This window comes from bacterium, assembly GCA_026129405.1.
Lineage (GTDB): Bacteria > Desulfobacterota > Binatia > DP-6 > DP-6 > JAHCID01.
In genome coordinates this window covers 919620-933823 of the sequence record JAHCID010000001.1, presented here as the reverse complement: position 1 = coordinate 933823, position 14204 = coordinate 919620, and the positions used below count along the sequence as shown (strand labels likewise).

13 protein-coding genes are annotated in these 14204 nt (G+C 74.7%); 8 read left to right on the top strand and 5 right to left on the bottom strand.

The annotated features are described in order from the left end of the window. Positions 1-17: 17 nt before the first annotated feature. Entirely contained in the window at positions 18-2699 is a 2682-nt protein-coding gene (locus KIT14_04245) for a response regulator (protein ID MCW5889742.1), read from the top strand. Here the strand turns inward: KIT14_04245 and KIT14_04240 are convergent. Both KIT14_04240 and KIT14_04235 read right to left on the bottom strand, forming a co-directional pair. After that, positions 2696-4351, bottom strand: a complete 1656-nt coding sequence (locus KIT14_04240; protein ID MCW5889741.1) for a sulfatase-like hydrolase/transferase — start codon at positions 4349-4351, stop codon at positions 2696-2698. The two genes, KIT14_04245 and KIT14_04240, sit on opposite strands and share 4 nt — an antisense overlap. Continuing rightward, positions 4348-4953: a TetR family transcriptional regulator gene (locus tag KIT14_04235; protein MCW5889740.1), complete on the bottom strand. Its 606-nt coding sequence runs from the start codon at positions 4951-4953 to the stop codon at positions 4348-4350. Before KIT14_04235 ends, KIT14_04240 begins: the two co-directional genes overlap by 4 nt. 74 nt (positions 4954-5027) lie before the next feature. Between KIT14_04235 and KIT14_04230 the strand changes: the two genes are divergently transcribed. The 3 genes from KIT14_04230 (at position 5028) to KIT14_04220 (ending at position 6284) form a co-directional block, all read left to right on the top strand. Next, positions 5028-5450 (top strand): hypothetical protein, encoded by a 423-nt coding sequence (locus KIT14_04230; protein ID MCW5889739.1) that lies wholly within the window; start codon positions 5028-5030, stop codon positions 5448-5450. An 82-nt stretch (positions 5451-5532) separates the two neighbouring features. After that, entirely contained in the window at positions 5533-5901 is a 369-nt protein-coding gene (locus tag KIT14_04225) for a hypothetical protein (protein MCW5889738.1), read from the top strand. Continuing rightward, on the top strand, positions 5898-6284 hold the full coding sequence (locus KIT14_04220; protein MCW5889737.1) for a TraR/DksA C4-type zinc finger protein: 387 nt from the start codon (positions 5898-5900) through the stop codon (positions 6282-6284). Before KIT14_04225 ends, KIT14_04220 begins: the two co-directional genes overlap by 4 nt. Positions 6285-6290: 6 nt before the next feature. On the opposite strand, the gene KIT14_04215 is transcribed toward KIT14_04220, so the two are convergent. From KIT14_04215 to KIT14_04205, 3 genes are read right to left on the bottom strand one after another with little or no spacing between them, the layout of a single operon-like run. Then, a complete protein-coding gene (locus KIT14_04215) occupies positions 6291-7466 on the bottom strand; it encodes a glycosyltransferase family 4 protein (protein MCW5889736.1) in 1176 nt (391 codons plus the stop codon). Positions 7467-7517: 51 nt separating this feature from the next. Beyond that, a complete protein-coding gene (locus tag KIT14_04210) occupies positions 7518-8447 on the bottom strand; it encodes a glycosyltransferase family 2 protein (protein MCW5889735.1) in 930 nt (309 codons plus the stop codon). A 7-nt stretch (positions 8448-8454) separates the two neighbouring features. Continuing rightward, positions 8455-9417: a glycosyltransferase gene (locus KIT14_04205; protein ID MCW5889734.1), complete on the bottom strand. Its 963-nt coding sequence runs from the start codon at positions 9415-9417 to the stop codon at positions 8455-8457. Positions 9418-9632: 215 nt separating this feature from the next. Between KIT14_04205 and KIT14_04200 the strand changes: the two genes are divergently transcribed. The 4 genes from KIT14_04200 to KIT14_04185 are packed head-to-tail and all read left to right on the top strand — an operon-like array spanning position 9633 to position 14169. Next, the gene (locus KIT14_04200) at positions 9633-11594 is read left to right on the top strand and encodes an MBL fold metallo-hydrolase (GenBank protein ID MCW5889733.1); all 1962 of its coding nucleotides are present in this window, start codon (positions 9633-9635) and stop codon (positions 11592-11594) included. Continuing rightward, on the top strand, positions 11591-12541 hold the full coding sequence (locus tag KIT14_04195; protein ID MCW5889732.1) for a hypothetical protein: 951 nt from the start codon (positions 11591-11593) through the stop codon (positions 12539-12541). Before KIT14_04200 ends, KIT14_04195 begins: the two co-directional genes overlap by 4 nt. 3 nt (positions 12542-12544) lie before the next feature. Continuing rightward, positions 12545-12898: a hypothetical protein gene (locus KIT14_04190; protein ID MCW5889731.1), complete on the top strand. Its 354-nt coding sequence runs from the start codon at positions 12545-12547 to the stop codon at positions 12896-12898. A gap of 32 nt (positions 12899-12930) precedes the next feature. Beyond that, positions 12931-14169 carry an aldo/keto reductase gene (locus KIT14_04185; GenBank protein ID MCW5889730.1) on the top strand — a complete coding sequence of 413 codons (1239 nt, stop codon included), beginning with the start codon at positions 12931-12933 and terminating at the stop codon, positions 14167-14169. The last annotated feature ends 35 nt before the right edge of the window (positions 14170-14204 follow it).

The window sequence follows — 14204 nt, the reverse complement described above, 5'->3', positions numbered from 1 at the left end:
GGTTCGCGCGCCGAGCCGTGCCGACAGCGTCCCGTACCGTCGTCGCGAAGAGTCCGCTGTCCTACGCGGCAGCGCTCGGCTCCGCCGCGGCGGCGCTCGCCCTCCGCGTCGCGCTCGATCCGCTGCTCGAGGACCGGCAGCCGTACGTCACCACCTACGCCGGGATCGCCTTCGCCGCCTGGTTCGGCGGGGCCCGCGCCGGACTGCTCTCCGCGGCGGCCTCGTTCGCCGGCGTCGGCCTGCTCTTCGTCCCACCGCGCGGCGTCTTCGGCTACGCCACGACCGGCGACCTCGTCGGCGCCGGCGCGTTCTGCTTCACCAGCACGATCGTCCTCCTGGTGACGACCCGAATGCGCGCCGCCCAGGCCGCGGCCGAGGACGCCGCGGCGCGCGCGCTCGCCAGCCAGGCCGCGCTGGCGACCGAGATGGAGGAGCGACGGCGCGTCGAAGAGGAGCTGCGAGCGAGCCAGGAGGGCCTGCTCGTCGCCCAGCAGGCGGCCGAAGCCGGCACCTGGGACCTCGACCGCAGCACCGGCCACCTGCGCTGGTCGGAGCACCACCGCGTCCTCCTCGGGCTGCCGCCCGGAACGCCGCCCGCGGTCGACGTCTGGCTCGAGGGCGTCGATCCGCGCGACCGCGCCGCCGTCGCGCGGGTGCTCGGCAGCGAGGCGAGCGTCCTGCGCGTGACGTTCCGCATCCACCACCCCGAGCGCGGCGAGCGCTGGCTCGCGAGCTGGGGCCGCACGTGGACGCCGCGCCACGGCGGCCCGCCGCGCATGGCCGGCATCACGCGAGACGTGACGGACGAGAAGCGCGCCGCCGACGCGGTCCAGGCGGGCGAGGAGCGCCTGCGCCTCGTCGCCAAAGCGGCGCGCATGGCGATCTGGGATCTCGATCTCGCGACCGGCCGCATCGAGGGCTCGGCCGAGACCGGCCCCCTCTTCGGGCGTCCCCCCGACCGCCTGCACGACGACGTCGCCGGCTGGGCGCGTCAGATCCATCCCGAGGATCGCGCCGAGACGGTGCGCAGGCTCGAGGGCATGCGCCACGGCCGCGAGTACCACGCACGCTACCGCATCCAACCCGACGACGGCGGCCCCGTGCGCTGGCTCGAGGGCGTCGGCGCGCCGCTCTGCGACGAGGAGGGCCGGCCGGTGCGCGCCGTCGGCTGCGTCTTCGACGTGACCGAGCGGATGCAGGCCGAGACGGTCCTGCGCGAGCAGACGGCGCTGCTGCAGACCATCGTCCACCGCCTGCCCGTCCTCATCGCCTACCTCGACACGGACCTGCGCTACCGCCTGAACAGCGAGAGCTACACCGACTGGTTCGGGCTGCCGCTCTCGGAGGTCACCGGTCGCCACATCGGCGACGTGGTGGGACCGACGGCGATGGAGACGCTCGGGCCGCACCTGCGGCGGGCCCTCGACGGCCATGCCGTGCGCTTCGAGGCCGAGGTCGCATACACCCGGGGCGGGGCGCGCTGCATCGAAGCCGCCTACGTCCCGCACGTGGTCGACGACCGCGTCCTCGGGCTCGTCGTCTTCGTGCACGACGTCACCGCGCGCCGCCAGGCCGAGGACGCGCTCCGCCGTGCCGATCGCGCGAAGGACGAGTTCCTGGCGATGCTGGGGCACGAGCTGCGCAACCCGCTCGCCTCGGTGCGCAACGCCATCGTCACCGCCCGTCTCGATGAGGCCCACCGCGAGCGCGCGCTCGAGATCGCGGACCGGCAGACGGACCAGCTCCGCCGTCTGGTCGACGACCTCCTCGACGTCGCGCGCGTGACCCAGGGCAAGATCACGCTGCACACCGAACCCGTGCTCCTCTCCGAGGTCGTGCAGCGCGCGGTCGAGGCCGCGACGCAGGCCGTCGAGGAGCGTGGCCAGACGCTCGCGGTGTCGCTGCCCGCCGAGCCCGTCGTGCTCGAGGCGGACGTCGCCCGCATCCAACAGGTGTTCGGCAACCTGCTCGCAAACGCGAGCCGCTACACGCCGGCCGGCGGACGCATCGAGATCAGCGCCGCCACCGGCGCCGAGGTCGTGGTCCGGGTGCGCGACACGGGCTCCGGCATCCCCGCCGACGTGCTGCCGCACGTCTTCGACCTCTTCGTGCAGGCCGAGCGCCCGCTCGACCGCGCCCACGGCGGCCTCGGCGTCGGGCTCACCGTCGTGCGCCGGCTGGTGGAGCTGCACGGCGGACGGGTGACGGCGCACAGCGCCGGGCGCGACGCCGGCAGCGAGTTCGCCGTCGTGCTGCCGGTCATGGCGTCGCACCCGGACGAGCACGACCCGCCTCGCCTGCCGCACGGGACGACGCACGGCTCGCGCGTCCTTCTCGTCGAGGACAACGCCGACGCCGCGGACGCCGTGCGTATGCTGCTCGAGCTGCTCGGGCACCAGGTGCGCGTGGCGAGCGACGGGCCCTCGGCCCTCGCACAGCTCGCCGCCTCCCTACCGGACGTCGTGGTGCTCGACATCGGGCTCCCGGGCATGGACGGCTACGAGGTCGCGCAGCGCATCCGCGCCGACGCGAGGACGCGTCACCTGCCCATCGTCGCGCTCACCGGCTACGGGCGGACGGAGGACGCAACGCGCGCCGCCGCCTCGGGCATCGACCGCCACCTGGTGAAGCCGGTCGATCCCGACGCGCTGCATGCCCTGCTCCTCCGGCTGCGCACGGACGCGGCGGCGGCGAGCTAGTTCGGCCACGCGACCCAGTCGGAGTCGGGCCGCTCCGGCATGCCGAGCGGCGTGTCGATCACGATCGCGCCCTCGATGAGCGACGGCCAGTCCGGCGGCACCATCTGCGCCTCCTGGGCGGCGAGCACCGCCTGCATGCGGCGCAGCTGGTCGGGGCGCGCGGCCGAGAGGTCGTGCTGCTCGGTCGGGTCGCTCGTCAGGTCGAAGAGCCAGGTACGCGGCGGATGCTCCGAGACCTGGAGCTTCCAGCCGTCGGCGAGGACGCTGCGGTAGTGGCCCGAGCGCCAGAAGATCGCCTCGTGCGTGCGCGCGCCGGGCTCGCCGCGGGCGAGCGCGACGAGGTCGATCCCGTCCATCGTGCGGTCGTCCGGCAGCGGCGCGCCCGCCGCCGCGGCGGCGGTGGCGAAGAGGTCGACGTGCGCGACCGGTGCGTCGACGCGCGTTCCCGGCGCGATCTTCGCCGGCCAGCGCGCGAGGAACGGCGCGTGCACGCCGCCCTCGAAGAACGTCATCTTCCACCCCCGATACGGATGGTTCAGATCCGGCAGGCCGAGGTAGCTCGCGCCGCCGTTGTCGCTCGTGAAGACGACGAGCGTATCCTCCTCGAGCCCGTTCGCGCGCAGCGCGTCCAGCACCGTGCCGACGGCGCGATCGAGCGCGCGGATCATCGCCGCGTAGACGCGCAGCGTGTGGTTCTCGATCTGCGGCAGCGCGTCGTAGTCGCTGCGCAGCGCCTGGAGCGGCGTGTGCGGCGCGTTGAAGGCGAGGTACATGAAGAACGGCCGGTGGCGGTTCGCGGCGATCGCGCGGGCCGCCTCGTCGGCGAGGTAGTCGGTCAGATAGGCGCCGGGCGTGAAGCGCGGACCGTCGTCCTTGCGGACGTTGAAGGACAGGTTCGCCCACAGGAAGCGGTCGATCGGGTCGAAGTCCTGCACGGAGCTCACGCCCGAGGGATCGTCGACCGGCAGGTAGAGGGCCGCGCCCTGGTAGAAGCCGAGGAACTCGTCGAAGCCGCGGGCGGTCGGGCGCATCGGCGGCGCCTCGCCGAGATGCCACTTGCCGAGCGCCAGCGTGTGGTAGCCGGCGTCGCGCAGGAGCTCCGCGATCGTGATCTCGCTCGCCGGGATGCCCTGCTGCGCCAGCGGGGGCACGTCGGCCTCGCGCTCGCCGTAGTAGATCGGCGGCCGCGGCTGGTCACGGTTCATCCAGGCGACGAGGCGCATGAACTGCTTCGGCGCCGGCGTGAACTCGAAGCCGAAGCGGGTCGGGAAGCGGCCGGTCATGATCGCGGCGCGCGACGGCGCGCAGGTGGCGTTGCCGGCGTAGCCGTTCGCGAAGGTGACACCCTCGCGCGCGATCGCGTCGATGCGCGGCGTCGGCACCGCGCCGTCCGCGACGCCGCCGCCGGCGACGGTGAGGTCGTTGTAGCCGAGGTCGTCGGCGACGATGAGGATCACGTTCGGCGGCCGCTCGGCGGGCGGGGTGGCCGGCCCCGGCTCCCAGGTCACCGCCGCGGTCGGACCGATCGGATCACGCCAGCGATCGAGCCGGCCCGGGAGCGGCAGAAGCAGCGTGTCGCTCTTCAGCCAGACGACGGCTCCGGCGACGACGACGAGGCCGGCGGCCGTGGCGAGGAGGCGCCGCCACCTCATCGCGACGTCCGCGGCGCCGCCAGGGCCAGCACCGCGCGCTCGACGACGGCCGCCGCCCGCGGCACCCCGAGGCGGCGATCGACGCGCAGGTCGTCCCAGGTCTCGAAGCTGGTGAGGAGGTCGACGGCCTCCAGCCGGTCGGCCGGCGCGCGCCGCAGCTCCGGCAGGCGCGTGCACAGGTCGTCGCGCAGCACCCGGCGCATCCGCTGGTGCCGCTGCTGCAGGAACGGCGACCGCCAGCGCAGCAGGTTCGCCGAGCGCTTGTAGGGCGCGATGCGCTCGAACAGCGCCACCCGCTGCCGCACCAGGGCCCGCACGCGCTGCGCCAGCGTGCCGGTCGCCGCCGGCGCCGTCAGGATCCGCACCGCCTCGCCTTCGAGCCGTCCGTCCATCGCCCGGTACAGCGACTCCATCTCGGAGAAGTGCCGGAACACGCTGCGGATGCCGACGCCCGCCCGGTCGGCCACCTGCCGCGCCGTAGGCTGGAGCACCCCCTCGCCGATCAGGTCGAAGAGGGCCCCGACGATGGCCTCGCGGCTGCGCTCGCTGCGGCGCACGCGCCCGTCGAGGGCCGGTGCCGAGGGGGTCGCCCGGCGGCTCACGGCCGCCGCACGGCCAGGGGGAAGCGTGCGAGATACGCGCATATCGCCACACGGTATGCCATATCCCGCGAGCGATGCTCGCCCCCTCGACGAACGACGCCTACGCCGGCGCCCCGTGGGCCGCGCACCTGCTCGCGATCCTGGGCATCCTCGCCATCCTCCCGGGCATCGTCCACATAGCCCTGCCCGACGGCGGCGCCGGAACGATCGCCGGCATAGACCTCGGGGCCTGCCGTCCCGCCATCGTGGGCTGCTTCGCCTGGGCGGGTGCGACGCAGATCGTCTTCGGCGCGACCATGCTCCTCGTGGCGCTCCGCTACCGCAGCCTCGTGCCGACGCTGTACGTGCTGGTCCTCGTCGAGCGCGGGCTGCACGCCCTGAACGGCTGGGTGCTGAAGAGCTCGGGCCATCATCCCCCCGAACACTACGCCGTCCTGGTCGCGCTGCCGATCCTGCTCGCCGGCCTGGTCGCGTCGGCCCGACCCCGCGTCGCCTGAGACGCCCTTGCGGGCTCCCCGGCCCGCCGCGTACATCCGGGGCGCGTCGGCCCGCCGCCGCGACGGAAGGAGACGATCTCGAATGCCCACCGCGCTGCGCGTCCTCACGCTCGTGATCGGAGCGGGTTTCACGCTCCAGGGGCTCGGCTGGCTGGTGGCACCGTCGCGGGCCGCGGAGGGCCTCGGCATGCCGCTGCTCGACGGCATGGGGCGCAGCACCCAGGTGGGCGACTTCGCCGCCTTCTTCCTCGTCGGCGGCCTCTGCATGGTGCTCGGCACACGGCCAGGCGGCCGTCGCCTGCTGCACGTCGCCGCCGGGCTCCTCGGCGCGGCGGCGGTCGGGCGCACCGTCGCCTGGGTGGTGCACGGCGCCGCCTTCGCGGCGCTCTTCATCACGGTCGAAGCGCTGGTGTGCGTCCTCTGCCTCGCCGCTGCCCGGAGGACGGCGTGACGGATCCCGAGCGGGCGCGGTGGAAGCAGCGTCTCGAGGCGCTGCGCGACGAGACCATCGGCCGCGACCCGGCGCGCATCGAGCCGAACCGCACCGACCACGCCTCGACCAGCGACGAGGACGCCCAGGCGCTGAGCGAGATGCACCAGGTGCTGGCCTCGAAGCGCAACCAGGGCCAGGCGGAGCGGCTGCGCGAGATCGCCGGTGCGCTCGACCGGCTGGCGCGCGACCCGGACCTCTTCGGCCTCTGCGCCGACTGCGAGGAGCCGATCCTGCCGGCGCGCCTGGAAGCGATCCCCTGGACGAGCCGCTGCGCCTCCTGCCAGGAGCGCCTCGACCCGCGCCGGAGCGCGACGCGCAAGTCGCTCACCGACTTCTCCTGAGCACCGCTAATCGTCGCGCCGCACGCGGCCTTCGAGCGCGTCCCACAGGGGCGCGAACGCCGCGTCCGGCGCGAACCGTCGCCGTGCGTGCGCCGCGGCGGCGCCGGCGGCCGCACGCCAGGCGACCTCGTCCTCGAGCAGCCGTCGCGTCGCCGCGACGAACGCCTCCGCGTCCGCCGCGACGGCGACGCCCGTGCCCTCCCCCGCATCGACGCCCGCCGCGCCCGCCGGCGTGGTCACGACCGGCCGCCCGTGGCACAGCGCTTCGACCAGCTTCACCTTGAGCCCCGTGCCGCTCGGCACGGGCACGAGGACGACGCGGCTCGCCGCGTAGGCGTCGTCGAGCGACGGCACCACGCCGCGGAACGCGACCCCCGCCGGCCGCACGCCGATCTTCGCGATGACGTTGCCGCACACGACGAGCTCCGCGGCCGGCAGCGCGGCGCGCAGGCGCGGCCACACCTCGCGCAGCAGCCATTCGAGGCCGACGACGTTGATGTCGTTGTACGACGCGGCGACGAGACACTGGCTCGTCGCGGCGGCGAGCGGCGCCGGCGCGACCGGCTGCGCGTGCGGCACCGTCAGCACGGCGTCCGGCCGCACCAGGGTGCGGAGGACGCGCGCGTCGTCCTCCTGGATGGCGAGCACGAGGTCGGCGCGCGCGAGCCCGCGGCGCTCGGCGCCGCGCGTGGTGTGGAACCATTGCGCGCGCAGCCCGGCCTCGCCGTAGGCGGCGACCCGCCGGTGCATCAGGTCGTGCGTATCGATCACCACGCGCGGCGGAGACGCGAGCGCGCGCAGCGCGGGGATGCAGGCGGAGAGGAAGACGTACTCGACGAGGACGACGTCCGGCCGCCACGCCGCCGCGAAGCGGGCGGCGCGGTCGCGGAACGCCGGCGGGCACCAGCCGTCTGGGCGATGCGGCAGCGTCGGCGCCAGCCGTCGCAGCAGGCGCTCGGGCCGGCTCGGCCGCGGCGGCGCGATCTCCTCGGCGATCTCGAAGGCGTCGAGCCCGGTGCGCATCGCCGCGACGTCCCACTCGCCGCGATCCTCCGCCGGCAGCATCAGCATCGCGACCGCGGCGCCGCGCGCGCGCAGCCAGGCGAGCATGTCGTGGATGCGGCGGCGGTTGCCGGCCGTCGGCGGGGCGAACGGCGTGTTCGAGAGGACGAGGATGCGCATCGCGCCCGGCGTCCCTTCGCATCTCGGCGGGACGCGATCCAGCCGTGGCGGTCACCCCCGCCGGGCGCCGCGCAGCAGCCCGAGGCCGTAGGCGAGGTCGTGTCGCGCCTGGCAGGCGGCGAGGAACGCGGCCGGATGCGCCGACGCCGCGCCGCCCGGGCGCCAGCCGCGCAGCGCCGGCAGGAGGCCGCGGCGCATGCCGCGCGCGATCCGGCGCCACGCGGGGCGGCGGTCGTCGAGCGTCTCCAGCACCGCGTCGGAGACGCCCTGCCACCAGAAGCGGTCGAGAAACCAGCGGCGGTCGAGACGGCTCGCCGGCACGTGGTGCGCCACCGCGGCGGCGGGGTGGTAGTAGCAGGTGTAGCCGCGCCGGCGCAGGCGGCGCTCGACCAGGATCTCCTCGTTCGACAGCAGCACCGAGCCGACGCGCCCGAGCTCGGGCGCGAAGCCGCCGACCGCCTCCAGCGCCGCACGCGCGAAGGCGAGGTTCGCGCCCGCGATGTAGCGCGGCTCCTCGAGCACGCCCGGCGCCGGCGTCCAGTCGACCACCGTCAGGTACGGCAGCAGCGCGTCCGACAGCCACGCCGGGCGCGGCGCCTCCCAGATCGGGTCGACGCGGCCGCCGGCGCAGCCGGGCGTCGGCCGCTCCTCCTCGAAGACGGCGAGCAGCGTTGCGAGCCAGGCCGGCGAGGCGATCGCGTCGTCGTCGAGATAGGCGACGAAGGGCGCGCCGGCCGCTCGCAGGCCGGCGTTGCGTGCGTGCGCGAGGCCGCGCCGGGCCTCGTGGACGGCGATCAGCGGCACCGCGCCCCGCGCCGCCGCGGCGATCACGGCCGGGGTCTCGTCGCGCGAGGCGTTGTCGACGACCACGACCTCGTAGGCGTCCGGGACGAGCGTCTGCGCGGCGAGGCTGCGCAGGGCCTTCGCGAGGTACGCCGCACGATCCTGCGTGCAGACGATGGCGCTGATCCGCGGCGGCATGCGCGCGTCAGCCCGCCCGCGACGGGCGCAGGCCGGTCCGGGCCAGGAGCAGGCCGCTGCGCAGCAGGATGCGCCAGGTGTCGCCGTCGAGCGGGCGGCGGCGCAGCAGCGCGGCGGCGTGCTTGCGGGCGAGCGGCGCGTTGCGCCAGCGCAGCGCGCTCTCGGCGTGGCGGCGATGATAGCTCGCGAGCAGCGTCTCCGGCGCGGCGCCGCTCGCCCGCGCGAGCCCGGCGAGCACGCGCTCGACCTCACGCTGCTCCTCGCCGCTGCGCGCCGCCGTCGCGCGCACGCTACCGCCGTGCCAGCGCCAGAGGTTCAGCGGCTCGGCCACGAAGCCGACGTCGGCGAGCCGTGCCATGCGCACCCACAGGTCCCAGTCGCCGGCGAGACGGAACGACGGGTCGACGCCGCCGGCGGCGTCGTACACGGCGCGCCGGAAGACGACGCCGCTGGCGCTCGAGATCACGTTCCAGCACGCCAGCCAGCGCAGCTCCTCGGCGCCCGGCGCGACGTGGTCGCGGCGCCAACGCTCCGCATCGAGGTCGCGCCACCAGACGCCGGACAGGTCCTCGGCGACGCCGCGCGCGTCGAGCCGCCGGAAGGCGCAGTGGACGAGCCCGACGTTCGGGTGGGCGTCGAGCACGCCTGCGCAGCGCGCGAGCAGCCGCGGATCGGCGCTGTCGTCGGCCTCGGCCATCCACACGTACGCGCCGCGGGCGAGCGCGATGCCGCGCGCCCACTGCCGGAACGGATTGCCGCCGTTCTCCGCGTTGCGCACCAGGCGGACGCGCGGCGGATCGACGTACTGCTCCAGCACCGCGACGCTGTCGTCGGTGGACGCGTCGTCGAGCAGGATGACCTCGAAGTCCCGGCGCGTCTGCGCGAGGATGCTCCGCATCCGCTCCGGCAGCAGCGCCGCGTAGTTGTAGTTCGGCACGACGACCGAGACGCGCGGCGCGGCGGCGGACACGACGCGCCACCATAGCCCACCGCGCCGGGGCGGCGCGACGGCCGGGCGGCCGCCGCCCGGCATGGCGCGACGATGGTCCTCGCGGCGGCGCCGTGCGGGCCGCGCCGCCTGGCAAGGCGGCGCGGCTTCTGCGAGGAGGCGTTGCCGTGCCGGCCTCCCATTCCGCCGCCCGATCGGGCCTCGCCTCCCGCCGACCCCTCGCCGCCACGCTCGCGCTGGTCCTCGCCGTCGCCTGCGATCGCTCCGGGCCACCGCCGGCGACGCCCGCGGACGGCGTCGCCGACGCGCGCGGCCACACGGCACCCACCGACCGCACCGCGGCCCGCAACGCGGCCGTCGCCGCGGCACTGCCGCTCGACGACCAGCAGGACTTCCTCGACGCCCGCCGCGGCCTGGTCGCGAGCGATCCGGAGGTCGAGATCACCGGCGCGGACGGCCGCCGCATCTGGAGCACGCGCGACTACGCCTTCGTCACCGGCGAGGCGCCGCCGAGCGTCGACCCGAGCCTGTGGCGACAGGCGAAGCTGAACGGCATCCACGGCCTGTTCGAGGTCGCGCCGGGCATACACCAGGTCCGCGGCTACGACCTCGCGAACATGTCGATCATCGCGGGCAGGACCGGGTGGATCGTCGTCGACCCGCTCGGCTCGCACGAGACCGCCGCCGCCGCGCTGGCGCTCGCGCGCCGCCACCTGGGCGAGCAGCCGATCCGCGCCGTGATCTTCACCCACAGCCACGTCGACCATTTCGGCGGCATCGACGGCGTGCTGCCCGACGCCGCCGCGCGCGCCGGCGTGCGCCTCATCGCCCCCAAGGGCTTCATCGAGGAGGCGACGAGCGAGAACGTGCTCGCCGGCCTGGCGATGGGGCGGCGCGCGACGTTCATGTACGGCATGCCGCTCGCGCGCAGCCCGCGCGGCCACGTCGACACCGGGCTCGGCAAGCAGCCGTCGCGCGGCGGGCTCTCGATCGCCGTACCGACCGACCTCGTAGACCGCACGCCGCAGGCGATGGACGTCGACGGGGTGCCGTTCGTGTTCCAGTACACGCCGGCGTCGGAAGCCCCCGCGGAGCTGACGTTCTACCTCCCCGGCGCGAAGGCCTTCTGCGCAGCGGAGATCGCCACGCACACGATGCACAACCTCTATACGCTGCGCGGGGCGAAGGTGCGCGACGCGCTGCGCTGGAGCGGCTATCTCGAGGAGGCCATCGAGCTCTTCCCCGACGCCGAGGTCGTGTTCGCGAGCCACCACTGGCCGGTGTGGGATCGGCCGCGCGTGCGCGCGTTCCTCGAGCAGCAGCGCGACATGTACCGCTACATCCACGACCAGACGCTGCGTCTCGCCAACGCCGGCGCCACGCCGCTCGAGATCGCCGAGCAGATCGAGCTGCCGGCGTCGCTGCGCACGGGCTTCGCCACCCGCGGCTACTACGGCACCGTGCGCCAGAACGCGCGCGCCGTCTACCAGAGCTACTTCGGCTGGTACGACGGCAACCCGGCCAACCTCGACCCGCTGCCGCCGGTCGAGGCCGCCACCCGCTACGTCGCCGCGATGGGCGGCGCCGCGGCGGTGCTGGAGAAGGCGGACGCGGCGTTCGACGCAGGCGACTACCGCTGGGCCGCGACGCTCCTGAACCACGTCGTCTTCGCCGAGCCCGACGACGCGACGGCACGCGAACGCCTGGCCGCCGTCTACGACCAGCTGGGCTACCAGGCCGAGTCGGGCCCCTGGCGCGACGAGTACCTCACCGGCGCGCTCGAGCTGCGCCACGGCCCGCAGGGCTCGGCCGTCGATCCGGTGGAGGCGGCGAACCTCCTCCTGCACCTGCCGCTCGCGGACTTCTTCGCGTCGCTGGCGGCGCGCGTCGTCGGCCCCAAGGCCGACGGCGCCGACACGACCCTGAATCTCACCTTCACCGACCTCGACGAGACCTGGGTGCTGACGCTCGCGAACGCCGTCCTGCACGCGGCCCGCCGCGACCCCGATCCGGCCGCCGCGGCCACCGTGCGCCTGACGCGGCCGTTCCTGGTGCGCCTGGTGACCGGTCAGTCGGGGCTCCGGGAGCTGGTGTTCTCGGACGAGTTGAAGGTAGATGGCAGTCGAATGGCGCTTCTTTCGTTCCTGATGCTGCTCGAACGGGCGGGCAGTACGCCCTTCCCGATCGTCACTCCATGACGCCGCGGCCCGCCACGACGACCACACGTGAGGCGGGCCGACTTCGAAGGTGGTGGGACGACCGCGGCGTCCGGCTGGAGGTCGTCGTGCTCGGCACGCTGGGGGCGATCAACGCGCTCCAGGCGGTGGTCCACCGGCGCTGGTACGCCGACGGCAGCGCCTTCCTCCTCACCATCCTGACGACGGGATCGTTCTTCGACTTCGGCTGGACCCGCATCGCCGCGCTGGACGTCACCCAGCTGCCGGTGGTCGTCGCCCGCCGACTGCTCGGGATCGACGATGTCGCGACGCTGTCGGTGCTGCTCGGGCTCGGTCTGTTCGGCCACCGCGTGCTCGCGCTCGCGCTGTGCGCCGTCGCGCTGGGACGCCGGTCGGCATGGCTCTGGTGCTTTCCGGCCTTCTCCCTGCTCGTGACCGATCCCGCGACCTCGTTCTTCGTCGTGTCCGAGGCGCACTTCGCCGCATCGGCCTACTGGGTCACGTGGTCGGCACTCGTGCGCCGCGAGCGCTTCGGGATCGTGCACGGCGCCCTGCTCGTCGTGTATCTTGCGTTCTTCGCTACCCGTCGACGGTGGTGCTCGGACCGCTCCTCGGCTGGCTCACGCTTCGTCGTCTCGCCGCCTGCCCGCGCGCGCGGCGCGCCGAGCGGATCACGCTGCAGCTCGGGCTCGGCCTGGAGGGCCTCGCCGTCGCGGTGGGCGCCGTGGCGGTGGTCGCGCCCCTCACGCCCCGGGAACCGGAGCGACTTCTTCGGGGCCGCCGTCGTGCTCGCACGCAACCTCCCTGCCTGGAGCACCGCCCCTGGGCGCCCGACTGGGTCCCGACCTATTGGATGCACCATCCGGGGCGGCTGTTCCTGCTCCTGGCCCCCATGGTCCTGTCGCTCGCCGGCGCGCTCGCCAGCCGGCACGAGCCCAGCCGCGCGGCCGCGCGGCGCATGGCCCTAACAGGTGCTCGTCGCCCTGATCGCCGTGGTCGCGTGGCAGGTGCACGGTGCGATGACGTGGCGACGCTACCTCGCGCAGTATCGTCTCGACCTGCAGACGCGAACGGGCTTCGTCGCCTTCGAGGACACGGCGCTGGCGCGCACGCCGCTGCGCGCCCTGTCGTGGGGCTGGACGCACCCGCCCACCAGCGTGCTCCTCCAGGCGATGGACGGCGAGCCGGTGCGCACCGTGATCGAGAATCCTGCCGGCCAGCCGCACCAGCTCTTCGATCCGCGCGACGCCGCACAGTGGCCCGACCTCTCCCCCCTCGGCGTGGAGACGCCCGTCCGCCCCGGCGCGACGCCGGCACCCCGTTGACGCCCACGCCGCCCGCACATAGCCCGGAGGTCATGGGCACCTCGTACGATCGCAATCTGGGCATGGATCGACGCGGCTTCCTGCGTGCCGGCACGCTGGCCGGCGCCGGCCTGCTCGCGACGTCCACGCGCGCCGCGACGCCGTCCGACACCGAGCCCGCACGGGTCCGCGCGCAGCGGGCGCTCGGCAAGACCGGGCTCCGCGTCTCCGACGTCTCCTTCGGCGGGAGCCGGCTGCGCGAGGGCCAGGAGGACGTCGTGCGGCACGCGCTCGACCGCGGCATCACCTACTTCGACACGGCCGAGAGCTACGGCGACGGCGTCTCGGAGCGCGTCGTCGGCAAGGGGCTCGGGGGGCGGCGCAACGACGTGATCGTCGGCTCGAAGGTGACGGCGGCGGCGACCGGCAGGAAGGCCGAGTTCATGCAGGCGCTCGAGGGCAGTCTCCGCCGCCTCGGCACCGACCGCATCGACCTCTACTTCAACCACGCGGTGAACGACGTCGCCCGCATGCAGAACCCCGAGTGGCAGGCGTTCGTCGCGGACGCGAAGCAGCAGGGCAAGATCCGCTTCGCGGGCATGTCGGGCCACGCCGGCAACCTCGTCGAGTGCCTCGACTGGGCGCTCGACCACGACCGCGTCGACGTGATCCTCGTCGCCCACAACTTCGGCCAGGACCCGGCGTTCTACCAGCGCCTGCTGCGCGACTTCGACACCATCGCCGTCCAGCCCGAGCTGCCGCGCGTGCTGGCGAAGGCGCACGCGAGGGGCGTCGGCACGCTTGCGATGAAGACGCTCATGGGCGCACGCCTGAACGACATGCGGCCGTATGAGACCGGCGGCGCAACCTTCGCCCAGGCGGCCTTCCGCTGGGTGCTCGCGGGCGCGAACGTCGATGCGGTCGTGGTCTCGATGACCGGGCGCGAGCAGATCGACGAGTATCTCGGGGCGTCGGGAGCGACCGCGCTGCGCCAGGGCGACCTGCCGCTGCTCGCGCGCTACGCCGGCGCCCGCCGCGACGACTGGTGCCGCCACGGATGCGGTCTCTGCGAGACCTCGTGCCCGCAAGGCGTACCCATCGGCGAGGTGCTGCGCACCCGCATGTACGCGCGCGACTACGGCGACGCCGATTTCGCGCGGCGCGAGTACGCGCTCCTCGGCGCCGGCGCCGCCGCCTGCCTCTCGTGCGCGGCGCGACCCTGCGCCGGCGCCTGCCCGCACGGCCTGGCGCCCGAGGTCCTGGCCGGCGCGACGCACCGCCTCCTCGCTTGAGGGGCGCCGCAGGACGCGCCGGATCGGCGCAGCGC